Source organism: Thalassospira sp. SN3W (assembly GCF_038070535.1).
Lineage (GTDB): Bacteria > Pseudomonadota > Alphaproteobacteria > Rhodospirillales > Thalassospiraceae > Thalassospira > Thalassospira xiamenensis.
Genome location: NZ_CP121124.1, coordinates 3,323,798 through 3,337,057, shown reverse-complemented (window position 1 = coordinate 3,337,057; position 13,260 = coordinate 3,323,798). Strand labels below are relative to the sequence as shown.

At 54.6% G+C, this 13,260-nt stretch carries 13 protein-coding genes; 7 read left to right on the top strand and 6 right to left on the bottom strand.

What is annotated here, in order from left to right:
- Positions 1 to 119 precede the first annotated feature (119 nt).
- The 3 genes from P8T57_RS15160 (at position 120) to phaZ (ending at position 3,493) form a co-directional block, all read left to right on the top strand.
- Positions 120 to 1,103, top strand: a complete 984-nt coding sequence (locus P8T57_RS15160; protein WP_114094931.1) for an AraC family transcriptional regulator — start codon at positions 120 to 122, stop codon at positions 1,101 to 1,103.
- A 303-nt stretch (positions 1,104 to 1,406) separates the two neighbouring features.
- Entirely contained in the window at positions 1,407 to 1,538 is a 132-nt protein-coding gene (locus P8T57_RS15155; protein ID WP_255356831.1) for a hypothetical protein, read from the top strand.
- 665 nt (positions 1,539 to 2,203) lie between these two features.
- Entirely contained in the window at positions 2,204 to 3,493 is a 1,290-nt protein-coding gene (gene phaZ / locus P8T57_RS15150; RefSeq protein WP_037992408.1) for a polyhydroxyalkanoate depolymerase, read from the top strand.
- A 129-nt stretch (positions 3,494 to 3,622) separates the two neighbouring features.
- Here phaZ and P8T57_RS15145 read toward each other — a convergent pair whose 3' ends face one another.
- Complete coding sequence (locus tag P8T57_RS15145; RefSeq protein WP_037992407.1) at positions 3,623 to 4,003, bottom strand: hypothetical protein; 381 nt, start codon at positions 4,001 to 4,003, stop codon at positions 3,623 to 3,625.
- Positions 4,004 to 4,146: 143 nt separating this feature from the next.
- On the opposite strand from P8T57_RS15145, the gene P8T57_RS15140 reads away from it, so the two are divergent.
- Positions 4,147 to 4,887, top strand: coding sequence for an SDR family NAD(P)-dependent oxidoreductase (locus P8T57_RS15140; protein ID WP_114094934.1), 741 nt, complete (start codon positions 4,147 to 4,149; stop codon positions 4,885 to 4,887).
- A 13-nt stretch (positions 4,888 to 4,900) separates the two neighbouring features.
- Here the strand turns inward: P8T57_RS15140 and P8T57_RS15135 are convergent, their stop codons facing one another.
- The 4 genes from P8T57_RS15135 to P8T57_RS15120 form a co-directional block, all read right to left on the bottom strand.
- Positions 4,901 to 5,515, bottom strand: coding sequence for an NUDIX domain-containing protein (locus P8T57_RS15135; protein ID WP_341363581.1), 615 nt, complete (start codon positions 5,513 to 5,515; stop codon positions 4,901 to 4,903).
- A 13-nt stretch (positions 5,516 to 5,528) separates the two neighbouring features.
- Positions 5,529 to 6,314, bottom strand: a complete 786-nt coding sequence (locus P8T57_RS15130) for an alpha/beta fold hydrolase (protein WP_341363580.1) — start codon at positions 6,312 to 6,314, stop codon at positions 5,529 to 5,531.
- 165 nt (positions 6,315 to 6,479) lie between these two features.
- Positions 6,480 to 6,638, bottom strand: coding sequence for a hypothetical protein (locus tag P8T57_RS15125; RefSeq protein WP_156484639.1), 159 nt, complete (start codon positions 6,636 to 6,638; stop codon positions 6,480 to 6,482).
- Positions 6,639 to 7,162: 524 nt separating this feature from the next.
- Positions 7,163 to 8,677 carry an NAD-dependent succinate-semialdehyde dehydrogenase gene (locus P8T57_RS15120; RefSeq protein WP_341363579.1) on the bottom strand — a complete coding sequence of 505 codons (1,515 nt, stop codon included), beginning with the start codon at positions 8,675 to 8,677 and terminating at the stop codon, positions 7,163 to 7,165.
- Positions 8,678 to 8,895: 218 nt separating this feature from the next.
- Here P8T57_RS15120 and P8T57_RS15115 point away from each other — a divergent pair, with 218 nt between their 5' ends.
- On the top strand, positions 8,896 to 9,360 hold the full coding sequence (locus P8T57_RS15115; RefSeq protein ID WP_037992404.1) for a cytochrome c: 465 nt from the start codon (positions 8,896 to 8,898) through the stop codon (positions 9,358 to 9,360).
- Positions 9,361 to 9,472: 112 nt separating this feature from the next.
- On the opposite strand, the gene P8T57_RS15110 is transcribed toward P8T57_RS15115, so the two are convergent.
- Positions 9,473 to 10,174 carry a cytochrome b/b6 domain-containing protein gene (locus P8T57_RS15110; RefSeq protein ID WP_341363578.1) on the bottom strand — a complete coding sequence of 234 codons (702 nt, stop codon included), beginning with the start codon at positions 10,172 to 10,174 and terminating at the stop codon, positions 9,473 to 9,475.
- Between the two features lie 231 nt (positions 10,175 to 10,405).
- On the opposite strand from P8T57_RS15110, the gene P8T57_RS15105 reads away from it, so the two are divergent.
- Together P8T57_RS15105 and P8T57_RS15100 are read left to right on the top strand one after the other, a co-directional pair.
- Positions 10,406 to 11,674, top strand: a complete 1,269-nt coding sequence (locus P8T57_RS15105) for an imelysin family protein (protein ID WP_341363577.1) — start codon at positions 10,406 to 10,408, stop codon at positions 11,672 to 11,674.
- 96 nt (positions 11,675 to 11,770) lie between these two features.
- The gene (locus tag P8T57_RS15100; protein ID WP_071240368.1) at positions 11,771 to 13,228 is read left to right on the top strand and encodes a di-heme oxidoredictase family protein; all 1,458 of its coding nucleotides are present in this window, start codon (positions 11,771 to 11,773) and stop codon (positions 13,226 to 13,228) included.
- Positions 13,229 to 13,260 lie beyond the last annotated feature (32 nt).

Sequence of the window (13,260 nt, the reverse complement as noted above, 5' to 3'; positions counted from 1 at the left end):
CGAAGCCGCCCGATTGAAAAAGGATACGCCTCATCGCACCTTTTCAAAGTGTCATATCCTTCAAAGGATGATACTATTCTGCAAATTCGCGGCGATCAGGACACGAATAGTAGGACGATATGCGGATCATTCAGGAACGGATCACGAATCCACAGGGATATAGCTGGGGTTATTTTCACTATGTCTGGGATGATTTTCGCTGCAACTGGCACCAGCACCCCGAATATGAAATGACCCTGACGCTCAACGCCAAAGGATCGCGGTTGATTGGCGATCATCGGCAGACGTTTGACGGGCTGGATTTCGCCATGGTCGGCCCCAACCTGCCCCATCTTTGGGAATGCAAACGCATTGATCCGTCCCGCCCGATCGAGGTTTATGTGCTTTGGCTGTCGCAGGAATGGGTCGAAAACCTCACGCGGGATTTTGTTGAATTTGCCGATTTTCACGAATTGTTTGCCCGTGCGCGCCGCGGTCTTTCCTTTCGCGATGAAACCGTGGAACAGGTTCGGGAAATCTGCCCGCATCTTGATGATGCCAAACCGCGGCGGCGCTTTATCCTGATGATCGAACTGCTTGAAGCCCTGCTTGCCGGGATCGACAAACCGCTGGCATCGGCCAATTTTGGCGGCGAAGCCGGGAAGAATAGCGAATCTATCCGGGTGGATCGCGCACTGGCCTTCATTCATGCCCATTATGCTGAACCGCTTCGGGTTTCATCGCTTGCCGATGTTGCCGGGGTCAGTGAAAGCAGTTTTTACCGGCTGTTCAAACGCTATACCGGGCGCAGTGTTGTCGAATATCTGAACGAATACCGGATTTCGCGGGCCTGCGTGCAGCTATCGCGCACCGATCTTCCGATCTATCAGATCGCCGAAAATAACGGCTTTAGCAATCTGTCTAACTTCAACCGGCGTTTTCGCCAGTATCGCGGAAAATCAGCCAGCGACTATCGCGAAAACATTCGCATTCATGGCCAGTTCCCCGATCACCCACCGATGCCCGATGCCCGCATCGGCGCCGTTCCGGCCCGCCCGCTGCCAAGCGAGGTCGACGGTGTCCCGGACCGCCGCACAGCCATTCCGGCATCCGCCGCAGAATAGGTCCTGCGAAGCAATACGGAACATCTGGAATGCGACGATGTTCCATTTTGCGTTCTCCTATGGCCCACCCCCTTGAAGACTCGCGTAAAGCCTTTGTTTTCTGCGGGTTTCATTCGACCTGACACACAGTGTTCACCATCGATGTTCTCATTTTCAGCAGTAAAAAGAGAACATCGAGAACAAATAAATTTCATTTAAAAACATCAACTTAACAATTTAATCGGCCTTTGTTCTAATTTTGTTCTTGTGAGAACAAAACGGGATCAGTATGGTTTCTTCAGACAGATTGAGGAGGACATCGCCATGATGAAGTTGCTTGAAAATCCGAACCGCCTAAACGAGCTTTGCAGCACGGTCGCCGTGGTCGGAAGCACCGGATTTTTCCTGTTCGTGATTGGACTGGGAATGGCGCAAACCCTTCGCGGTCTGATCTGATCAAAGCTCATACCTTTTACGAGACCCGGATGGACTTCCCATCCAGGGTGACGACCGGCAGGCAACCCCGCACCCATACCCTGTCCCGTCTGTCGGTCGTCCCTCTTCCATCGGTCCGGGTCACGTAAATTGTAACCTGCATATTACTTTCGTTATTCCGCGCTACTTGACGCTGCTGTTTCCCCGACAGCAGCGTTTTTCTTTGATTGGTTCTTTCGGACCTCGAGTCCCGCAGATACTATACCATTGCATAGATCAGGACGGATTTACCTCATCTTTCAGGGAAAAACTATTATTGCAACGCAACAACTTACGCTGCATTGCAAAATTTCACTCGACAGCACCCCGAATGTTGGTTTGAATCAAGGTGAAAAACGAAAGTTTGGAAATTCATCATACTTTTAGGCTATTGATTGAAACCTGAAGTATCGTAGGATTCTGATGAATTGCAGGATTTCTGTTTATCGTGATTTTGCGGTGTCTTAGCCCGCAATCAGCTGAACCCCGGATGGTCACCCGCAAAAAACGGCCGGACGCGGGTTCGGAACTTACGAAAATCAGAAGGCCTGCCCACCGGAAATCCTTTCGGAAAAATGCAGCCGGGGACCAACACGGTCGATGCACCCCACCACCGAACCTTTGCATCGCCGGGGAGTGAGAGATTAATGCTGTACCATCTCTATGAACTGCAGCACGCCACCATCAGTCCATTGCGGATGGCGGCAGATGCCAGCAAGAAGTGGCTGCGCAATCCGGTCAACCCGCTTGCCTATACCCATCAGGGCCGTGCGGCGGCCGCCGCGTTTGATGTGTTCACCCATATCACGCATCGTTATGGCAAGCCTGAATTTGGCCTTGATACCACGATCATCAATGGTGAAACCGTTGCCGTGACCGAGGAAATCGTTCACAGCGAACCGTTCTGCAATCTTTTGCATTTCAAACGCGAAACCGATCACCTTAAAAATCAACCCGACGATCCGCGGCTTCTGATCGTGGCCCCGCTGTCCGGTCACTTCTCGACGCTTCTGCGCGGCACGGTCGAGGCATTACTGCCCGATCACGATGTTTACATCACCGACTGGATCGATGCGCGCACGGTGCCGGTGCATCTGGGTCATTTCGACCTTGATAGCTATATCGACTATGTCATGCAGTTCCTGCGCAAGCTGGGCCCGAATACGCATCTGATGGCAGTGTGCCAGCCATCCGTTCCGGTGGTTGCCGCCGTATCGCTAATGGCAGCAGGTAACGAGCCGTGCCAGCCGGCATCGATGACCCTGATGGGCGGCCCGGTCGATACGCGTGAAAACCCGACCGAGGTCAACAATTTCGCCAAACAGCACAGTCTGGACTGGTTTGAACGCCATGTCATTTCGCATGTACCGCTGCCCCATGCCGGTGTGATGCGCCGTGTTTATCCTGGCTTCATGCAGTTGGCCGGGTTCATGAGCATGAATTGGGACAAGCATGTTTCCGCCCACCACGAGATGTTCACCCATCTTGTCGAAGGCGACGGCGAAAGCGCCGATGCCAAGCGCAATTTCTATCATGAATATCTGGCAGTGATGGATATGAGTGCCGAGTTCTATCTTCAGACGCTGAAAGCCGTGTTCCACGAACATCAGCTGCCCGAAGGGACGATGCGCTGGCAGGGAGTTCCGGTTGAACCGTCCGCCATCACCAAGACCGCCCTTCTGACGGTCGAAGGTGAACGCGACGATATCACCGGCATGGGACAAACTCGTGCCGCGCACAAGCTTTGCAGCAATCTGCCCGATAATATGCGCATGCATCACATCCAGAAGGGCGTTGGTCATTACGGCGTGTTTAACGGCCGTCGCTGGCGCGAACAGATCAGCCCGCGGATCAAGGATTTCATCCGCCGCCACGACCAGCAGGGCAAAGGCCGCCAAAGCGCCCCCGACATGACCCGGATCGAAGCCGCCGAATAGGCAGCGCCCCGATCCTCGGATGAATAGAACACTCAAAAGCCGCCCTTATCCGGGGCGGCTTTTGGCTTTGATGCCTGAGACGGGGGATATGGGGATGTGTTCCCGCCCCAATCATCAGTCAGCTTGACGTCAAAAGCGCGGCTGAATCCGGCCATTGACGATTTCACCGCCATAGGTACCATCACCATAGGCATATTGTTCAACCGGATGCAGTGTATCGACCAGATGCTGATAGACCGCAGACGCCGATGCTTCCCATGCACTGATCGATCCGATCACGACAGGATACGCCCCACCATCCAGCAATCCGATTGCCGTATCGATATCGTCATTGGTCACCGCGTTATTCCCATCGCGCAGTGGCAGATGCACCCCGATGACCTCATTGTTCTTGATTGCCATGATCCCGATGCACGATGAAAAGCCGGTAAACATGATCTGAGCCGCTTTGCCCCATTCCCGTTCGGCGATGGCTTCGGTATCGGCGGCCTGGCTAAAAACATATGGCATTGGATTGTCCCTGATTTGCGAAAGATAAATGATAACTGACGCATCTGAGACGGGTGCAATCCGTTACTGTGACAATCCATAAACCAACACGGTTTTGCCTACGTAAAACAGACAGGATAGAAAACCAGATCGGGGATCAGATCATGTCGATACCACCCGCCCCCAAACTGCAAAGTTTTGATGCTGCCAGCATCGCAATTGTAATCGGGGCAACCGGCGGCATCGGCCGGGCCTTTGTGAAACATCTTCGCGATTGTGGCCGGTTCGATGGTGTGATCGAACTATCGCGCGGCACCCAGCCAGCCATTGATTTTGCCGATCCCGGCAGCATCGAAAATGCCGCCGCCTTTGTTCGTGATAAGGCATCTGCCAAGAACCAATCCGTTCGTCTGATCATCGATGCCACCGGTTATCTGCATGACGAGGTATTTCAGCCGGAAAAATCATTGCGCCAGATCGATGCCGATTACATGGCGAAATCGTTTCTGATCAACGCCATTGGCCCGGCTTTGCTGATGAAGCATTTCACGCCGTTATTGCCGCGCGACGGCAAATCGGTATTTGCCACCCTGTCGGCAAAGGTCGGTAGCATCGGCGATAACCGGATGGGCGGCTGGTACGGTTATCGTGCCGCAAAGGCCGCATTGAACCAGTTGGTCAAATGCACCGCCATCGAACTTGCACGCAGCAAACGCAATGCCATCTGCGTCGCCCTGCATCCTGGCACGGTTGATACCGGCCTTTCGGGCCCGTTTGCCAAATCGGGGCTAAATGTACAAAGCCCCGATTTGGCAACGGCCAATATGTTGATGGTGATTGACGGGCTGCAACCATCACAAAGCGGCGGTTTCTTTGCCTATGATGGTAGCGAATTACCTTGGTAAAGCTGCAAAAACATCAATCAAACAGCCCCTTCAACAAGGCGTGCTGTAACAGAATGACGGTTTTGGCATCCCTGATACGACCATCCGCGATCATGGCCAGTGCGTCCTTGAAGGGCACTTCAAGCACGTGGATATCCTCGCCCTCTTCATGCAAACCGCCGCCCTCGCCCGCACGATTGTCACTTGTGACTTCGGCCACAAACAGGTGCAGGCGTTCAGTGACCGATCCGGGGCTCATGAACAGATCGAACACCTTTTGCGGTTTGCCGATCTTGTAGCCGGTTTCTTCTTCGACTTCGGCAATCACGGCAGATGCCGGATCGCGGTCGTCAAGCAAACCCGCCGGAACTTCGATCAGCATGCCGCTTTCATTGCCATTCACAAAAGATGGCAGACGAAATTGCCGTGTCAGGACCACGGTGCCAGCCCCGCGATTATAAAGCAGGATGCCCGCCCCGTTGCCCCGGTCATAGGCTTCGCGTTGCTGATTCTGCCATTCGCCGTTGCTGCGGCGCAGATCAAAGCTGACGCGGTACAGGTGATACCAGTTGTCCGACAGGCATTCGATGTCCTGAACGCGGATATCGTCGTTTTCCGGCAAGTTCCAACCTTTGGGAAGCTCTGTCATGTCAAAATATCCGTTAGCGGTTCAGAAATGCCGACAGGGTCAGCAATACCGCATCGGGTTTTTCGGCATGAACCCAATGGCCTGCGCCCTTGATGCTGGTAAAGGCCGCCTTGGGAAACAGCGACTTGATGTGATCACGATCCTTGGGATCGACGTAGTGCGAATTGGCCCCGGATATGAACAGCACATCGCGATCAAAACTGGCCCCCACCGTTTCAGGCCAGCCAGTAATGTCGGAAAGGTGGTTTGCCATGGCATCGATATTGACCTGCCATGACATTTTGCCGCTTTCCTTGTCGGTTGCGACATTCTGCGCCAGAAACTGACGTACGCCCTTTTCCGAGACGCCACGGACAAGCGCGTCTTCGACTTCGGCGCGCCGCGATACCACATCGAAATCCACCGACTTCATCGCATTGATATAGCCGGTATAGTCATGATCATAGTCAACGGGCGCGATATCAACCACCACCAGATCGGCCACCAGATCGGCATCCCGTGACAGGGTCAGCACCATTGATGCCTTACCCCCCATCGAATGTCCGATCAGGTGAACCGGACCATTGGCAACATCCCGGATCAGCTCGGCGATGTCCGATGCCATCGCCGCGTAGGTCATGTTCGCATCCCACTCAGACCGGCCATGATTGCGCAGATCGGCCGTAATCACATGATATTTTTCCGCCAGACGCCGGGCGATGGCGGTCCAGTTACGCGCCTGCCCGAACAGCCCGTGCAGGATCACAAGCGTACCATTGTCACGGTTTTCTTCGCCAAAGGCATAATGGGCAAGTTTCATCAGGCACGCTCCGCAATCGGGTTATCTGGTTATTCCCTTTAATAGCGGGACCGGACGATGGCGTGAAGCCCTGTGGTGGGGATGGAATCAAAACACCCCCGCATGGGAGGAATGCGGGGGTGTTTTTGGGTCATTCGACCCGGTATTCATCGCCAAGCGTTAAGCTTAGGCACCAGCCGGACGGCCACCCGGAAGGCGGTTACCGCCAAACAGGGAAGCAATTTTGCGGGCCAAAGTAACAACGGCTTTGCGGATCGCCTGAGCACGGAGTTTTTCGGCTTCGCGCTGCAGCGTGGTCAGATCGTAATCACCATAACGACGCATGGCTTTATCCTTTCCATAACAGGCGGAGCTATGTGCGCTCCGGTTTCGCGTTGATTTGTTCTGAAGCCGGTGTACGCCTGTTTATTCGATCCGACGAGACGAGTTTTTTCACCTCACCCATGCATTTGACGCATAGACAGACATAAGTTCGTCACAATCATTTCATGCGAAAGACGCATGATTGTCTCATGACAAATAAACCATTCAACTTGAACGAAATTTTCCCCGACCCGTTTTACACAGTTCAAACACAATCCGAACAGGCCGGATCAATTAGACCTATATCCATTGCATATAAAGGGATTGAGGCAGATCAAACAGGGCGATTTCGATGCTTAAAGCGGGGTCTTAAATGGCAATTTGCCGACAAATCGGTTTTAAATTGCAGCCTCGATTCCTGGAATCGCGCACCGTTCAATTTTGCATGGCTGATTAAGAAATCTCATAACGGCAATTGCAGAGCACACAATTGCCGTTCTCCGATCTGAAAATTATCGCACGAAAACCACCGGATATTCTCGGGTTCAACCCAGTGCATAATTCAGATATTTGGGTTCAAGATATTCTTCCAGCCCCCAATGACCGCCTTCGCGGCCCTGTCCGCTTTCCTTTACACCGCCAAATGGCGCGCCTTCGTGGGACGTGGTGCCATCATTGATGCCAACCACCCCGGTTTCAAGCCCATCGGCAATCCGTTGGATATGGCCGATATCGCGACTGAAAAGATAGGATGACAGACCGGCCCGTACCCGGTTGGAAAGTTCGATCACCTCGGCCTCGGTCCTGAAACGATAGATCGGCGCCACCGGGGCAAACAGTTCCTCGTTAAAGCAATCGGCGTCAAGGGGCACATCCGTTATGACAAGCGGCCGGATGAAATGGCCATCTTCGGGGCGGTCAGCACCGTAATGCAGTATCGCGCCACGCTTTTTCGCATCATCGATCAATCGTTCAACTTTTGCCACCGCCTGGCGATTGATCAGCGGACCAATATCCGTACCGGGAATGAAGCCGTTGCCGATGGTCTGCGCATGACTTGCGGCGATGAATTTTTCGACAAAGCTTTCATAGACCCCGTCCTGCACGAAAATGCGGTTGGCACAAACGCAGGTCTGGCCGCTGTTGCGGAATTTGGAAATCATCGCCCCGGCCACGGCGGCATCGATATCGGCATCATCCATCACGATAAAGGGCGCATTGCCGCCCAGTTCCAGCGACAGTTTCTTGACCGTCGGCGCACATTGCACCATCAGCCGTTTGCCGACCTCGGTAGAGCCGGTGAAGGACAGCATCCGTACCCGCGGATCCCCGGTCAGGGCCTCACCAATCGGCATGGGTTGGCCGGTCACGACGTTAAACACCCCCGCCGGGAAACCCGCCATTTCGGCAAGTTTTGCGGCGGCCAGTGCCGAAATCGGGGTATCTTCGGCTGGTTTGACAACAATTGTGCACCCCGCCGCCAGCGCCGGGGCACATTTGCGCACGACCATGGTCAGCGGAAAGTTCCATGGCGTGATCGCCGCCACGACACCCACGGGATGCTTTTGCACCACCACGCGCCGGTCGCGCTGGGTCGCAGGCATGGTTTGCCCATAGGCGCGCTTGGCTTCCTCGGCATACCATTCGGCATAGGCAATGGCGCCGACAACTTCGCGCAAGGCCTGATCATAGGGCTTACCCTGTTCAAGCGTGATCAGGGCGGCCAGATCATCCTGATACTGTTCCAGAAGGTCGCGCCAACGTTTGATGTAGCCGGAACGTTCCTTTGCCAGCATGCGCGACCATGCCGGGAACGCTGCATCCGCGGCATCAATGGCGCGCCGTGCCTCGGAGGTGCGCATGAAGGGCACATCGCCGATAACCTTGCCGGTTGCCGGATCATACACATCAATGGCTTCGCGCGAATCAGCACGCGCCCATTCGCCATTGATGAATGCCTTATCAAGGTTCCAGTCGGCGATCAGCTTGCGGGCGCGCGATCTGCCCTCACGAATGGCGGTTTGGCTGGCATCAGGGGCGGCGTTGGACACAGCGGACATTTGGGGGCGTTTCCTTGTGCACGTCATTTACAATAATTTATTCGGTGATCACGCGGTTGTGATTCCGAATTTCGGGGCGCAATTGGGAGACTAAGCGCAGCGGCAAGTCATAGGCAACAATGCTTATGACCTTAATATAAGAATTAAAACAGCCGGGGCCGCACGCCAATGCCCCGTATCCGTCAGAGAGTTTCGAAGAAACAACCAACGAGAGAGCCATGAAGCATTTTGTGACCGCAGGTTTGATGACCGCATCCCTCGCCCTTGGTCTGGGGGCATTTGGAACCGCACAGGCCGACGAGGCAATGGATAACGAAGCCGTTCAAACACGTCAGATGCTGATGGATGGCATCGGTGGTGCGATGGGAACACTTGGCTGCTACATGAAGGGGCAGTGCGAACTGCCTGATGGCGTAATCCGCAACCTTGCCAATGGCATTGCGTTTTCCGCCTCTGCCGCCCCGGCCGCGTTCGAACAGAACACTGCGGAAGCATCCGTAAAAACCACCGCAAAGCCGGATGTCTGGACCAATTGGGATGAATTCGCGGGCCGTTTCCCGGAAATGAAAACCGCGGCCCTGAACCTTGCGGCCGCAGCCGGGGATAAAGGGGCTATGGGTGCCGCTCTTGGCGAACTTGGCAAATCCTGCAAGGGCTGCCACGACGAATACCGTTCGAAGTAACAGATCGAAGATGCCGGGCACGAGCAAGCTCGGACATCCCCGAAAGGCCCTGTCATCTCGCCGTGCTGCCCTCCCCCGGCTGCACGGCAGGACAAGCCTTTCGGGGAGTTCTTTATCCGCGCGCCAGCGTGACCATCCCCCACACTGCAAGCCCGCAAACCAGAAGTATCGCGATACCCAGAACTGGGGAAGCAAACCGGATTTGCAGAAAGCCGGCCGCGATGCTTTCGGGGACTTTGCGTACGCCGGTGATCATGGCCCCGATCAGGTTTTCGCGTTTGATCATCAGATAGAAAATCGCGGCCAGAACATGCAGCGCCACTGCGCCATAAATCAGATTGATGTTGGTGTGGTGAATGAAATTCATCGTGCTGGCGACATCGGAACTGACATAGGCAACCAGCGGACCATCAAAGAACAGAAAGGTATCCTCGCTGGCAAAAAGGCCGCTTATCGCCTGTATCGCCACGAGCAGGATCAGCACAATAACCATCCAGCCGCCCGCCGGATTGTGCCCTGGATAAGTCAGGTCGCGGACCGAGCCGTTTGGCAATTTGCGCATATAGCCGATCACCTTGCCTGGACCGGCAAGGAAACTGGAAAACCGTACGTTGGAACTGCCGACAAATCCCCAGATAATACGAAACAGCACCAGTGCTAATACGCTGTATCCGGCAAGGGCATGGATATCAATCATGACTTCCTGATTGGACCACCAGGATGTCGCAATCGCGATCACCAATGCCCAATGGAACAGACGGACGGGAAAATCCCAAAGCCGAACGGTTTTTTGCGGTTCTGTATCATCGCTCATACGCAGGTCCCCTCTTTCTGCTTGTTGGCGGTCGCATCATGCATTTGTTTGATGATGCCCCGATCTTGGCAAAAGTGCAGGTCAAATTCCGTTTATCACAGCAAAAAATGTGGAAAATCTGCTTGTTGAGATATTTTGAGTTTGCAAATCATTATCACAAGCAGTAACAATTACCCCGAAGTATCACGGGCTATGCCCTTGGCTCACCTTCAGGGACAGATGGGAACTCCTATGAAATTCTTTAAAATTCTCGGGATGGCTGCACTGGCAACCACCCTTGGTGCACAGGCCTATGCCGCGCCGGACGCAAAAGACGTCCTGACCACCTATGCCGATATTGCACATGCCGGTTACGAAGATTCGCTCATCACCGCAAAACAGCTCCAGACCGCTGTTGATGCGCTGGTGTCCAATCCGTCGCAGGCGACTTTTGATGCTGCGAAATCCGCATGGCTGGCCTCACGCGTGCCGTATCAGCAGACCGAAGTTTACCGTTTCGGCAATGCGATCGTTGATGACTGGGAAGGCAAGGTTAACGCATGGCCGCTTGACGAAGGTCTGATCGACTATGTCGAAACCGACCTTTACGGCGAAGAAAACGAAGAAAACCCGGCTTATACCGCCAATGTCGTTGCCAATCCGAGCCTGAGCATTTCCGGTGAAACCATCGATGCATCAACAATCGATGCCACACTGATCGAAAGCCTGCATGAGATTGACGACGTTGAAAGCAACGTTGCAACCGGCTACCACGCCATTGAATTCCTTCTGTGGGGTCAGGATCTGAACGGAACCGAAGCCGGTGCCGGTGCACGAGCATGGACCGACTATGCCAAGGGCGATGCCTGCACCAATGGCAATTGCGACCGTCGCGGTGCGTATCTTCAGGCCGCAACCGACCTTATGGTTTCGGACCTTGAATGGATGACCGCACAGTGGGCGGATGGTGGCGAAGCACGTGCGACCGTTCTTGAAGGTGACGGCGTTCCGGGCCTGACCGCAATCGTGACAGGCATGGGTTCGCTGTCTTATGGCGAACTCGCGGGTGAGCGCACCAAGCTTGGCCTGCTGCTGCATGATCCGGAAGAAGAGCATGACTGCTTCTCGGACAACACCCACAACTCGCACTACTATGACGCGTTGGGCATCCAGAACGTTTATCTTGGCCGTTATACCCGTGTTGACGGGTCGGTCGTCGAAGGCGCATCGCTTTCGGATATGGTTGCCGCCAAGGATGAAGGCCTTGATACCGAACTGCGTGCCAAACTGGCAGCATCGGTTCTGGCCGGTAAGGCCATGGTCAGCCGCGCACAGGCAGGCGAGCATTTCGACCAGCTGATCGCAATGGACAATGAAGACGGCAATGCCGTTGTTCAGACCTTTGTCGATGCGCTTGTTGATCAGACCAAATCGATCGAACAGATCGTTGCCGCGATTGGCGTTGACGGGATCGAGTTCGAAGGGTCGGACAGCCTTGACAATCCGTCCTCGATCAATTGATCAGATACGATCCGCATTCGGGGTCATGCCCCAAATGAGTCCGACGGCGGGGGAATTTTTCTCCCGCCGTTTCGCTTTTACGATTAGAAGAATTCCATGCAGTTTCCCGCCATGCGCCTTTCCCGTTTCATGATCGCGACCGCCCTTGTTTTTGGGGCAATGACACCGGCATTTGCCGATGAAACCATACCCGCCGATGCCCTGCCGGGCGGGGCGACCACCTGGCAAAAGAAAACCGGACGAATGGCATTCACCCATCATTCGGCCAATATGACCTTTGAAAAGCGGCTTGATTTCAAGCTTGGCGAGGCCCTTTTTCAAAGGCTTTGGGTAACCGCCCCAACGCGCACCAAGGCAGCAGACGGTTTGGGGCCGCTGTTTAATTCACGGGCCTGCAACGGGTGCCATATCAGAAATGGCCGCGGCCATCCGGTTGATGAAGATGATCCGTCTGCCGGGGCGACGTCGATGTTGTTGCGCCTGTCGATCCCGCCACAAAATGATGCGGATCGGGAATTACTGGCGTCAGGCCATGCATCCACCCTGCCCGATCCGGTTTATGGCGGCCAGTTTCAGGATTTTTCGATCCCGACCGTTCAAGCCGAAGGCAAGGTCACCGTCAGTTATGACATGCAAACCGTCGAACTAGCCGATGGCACCAAAGTCGAATTGCGCCATCCGACCTATGGCATGCGCGATCTGGCTTATGGGCCATTGCACGACGATGTGATGATTTCACCGCGCATTGCCCCGCCAATGATCGGGCTTGGGCTTCTGGAAGCCATTCCCGATGAAGTACTGCTTGCGAGCGCTGATCCGGAAGATCATGACGACGATGGCATATCGGGCCGGGTCAACCGGGTTTGGGATATTGCAAAGGATGAGCTTGCCATCGGGCGGTTTGGCTGGAAGGCCGGAATGCCAAGCCTTGATCAGCAGAACCAGAATGCATTCCAGTTCGATATCGGCCTTTCAACCCCACAATATCCCAACGGATACGGTGACTGCACCGAAGCCCAGACACTGTGCCGTGGTGCGCCGGATGGTAATGATCCGGAATTTGACAATCTGGAAGCGCACGGGCAGATCACCGACCTTGTGCTTTATTACACCCGTAACATAGCCCCGCCGATGCGACAAAACGTATCCGATCCGGAGGTGATCGCAGGGCGTGAGATTTTCAATTCAATCGGTTGCGGAGCCTGCCACACGCCAAGCTATCAATTGCCCGAACGGACTGATCTGGCGGAACAATCCGGGCAAGTGATCTGGCCGTATAGCGACCTGTTATTGCACGATATGGGTGCCGGGCTTGCCGACAACCGGCCTGAAGCCGAGGCCAGCGGAACGGAATGGCGCACCCCGCCCCTTTGGGGATTGGGCCGCGCGAAGGAAATTGATCCACGTGCCGGATACCTGCATGACGGGCGGGCGCGCAACATTCTGGAAGCAATATTGTGGCACGGGGGAGAGGCAAAACCCGCGCGTGACGCCGTCACATTCTTGCCATCATCGGATCGCAGCAAGTTGATCGCGTTTTTGAATTCTTTATAAGCGTTATTTTATAAAAGCCTTACTGTTCGGGG

Excerpts from the sequence above, each read along its gene's own strand:
- phaZ (WP_037992408.1), top strand. The coding sequence starts at position 2,204 with ATGCTGTACCATCTCTATGAACTGCAGCACGCCACCATCAGTCCATTG.
- P8T57_RS15155 (WP_255356831.1), top strand. The coding sequence starts at position 1,407 with ATGATGAAGTTGCTTGAAAATCCGAACCGCCTAAACGAGCTTTGCAGC.
- P8T57_RS15125 (WP_156484639.1), bottom strand. The coding sequence starts at position 6,638 with ATGCGTCGTTATGGTGATTACGATCTGACCACGCTGCAGCGCGAAGCC.
- P8T57_RS15145 (WP_037992407.1), bottom strand. The coding sequence starts at position 4,003 with ATGCCATATGTTTTTAGCCAGGCCGCCGATACCGAAGCCATCGCCGAA.
- P8T57_RS15160 (WP_114094931.1), top strand. The coding sequence starts at position 120 with ATGCGGATCATTCAGGAACGGATCACGAATCCACAGGGATATAGCTGG.
- P8T57_RS15120 (WP_341363579.1), bottom strand. The coding sequence starts at position 8,677 with ATGTCCGCTGTGTCCAACGCCGCCCCTGATGCCAGCCAAACCGCCATT.
- P8T57_RS15140 (WP_114094934.1), top strand. The coding sequence starts at position 4,147 with ATGTCGATACCACCCGCCCCCAAACTGCAAAGTTTTGATGCTGCCAGC.
- P8T57_RS15130 (WP_341363580.1), bottom strand. The coding sequence starts at position 6,314 with ATGAAACTTGCCCATTATGCCTTTGGCGAAGAAAACCGTGACAATGGT.
- P8T57_RS15100 (WP_071240368.1), top strand. The coding sequence starts at position 11,771 with ATGCAGTTTCCCGCCATGCGCCTTTCCCGTTTCATGATCGCGACCGCC.
- P8T57_RS15105 (WP_341363577.1), top strand. The coding sequence starts at position 10,406 with ATGAAATTCTTTAAAATTCTCGGGATGGCTGCACTGGCAACCACCCTT.
- P8T57_RS15110 (WP_341363578.1), bottom strand. The coding sequence starts at position 10,174 with ATGAGCGATGATACAGAACCGCAAAAAACCGTTCGGCTTTGGGATTTT.
- P8T57_RS15115 (WP_037992404.1), top strand. The coding sequence starts at position 8,896 with ATGAAGCATTTTGTGACCGCAGGTTTGATGACCGCATCCCTCGCCCTT.
- P8T57_RS15135 (WP_341363581.1), bottom strand. The coding sequence starts at position 5,515 with ATGACAGAGCTTCCCAAAGGTTGGAACTTGCCGGAAAACGACGATATC.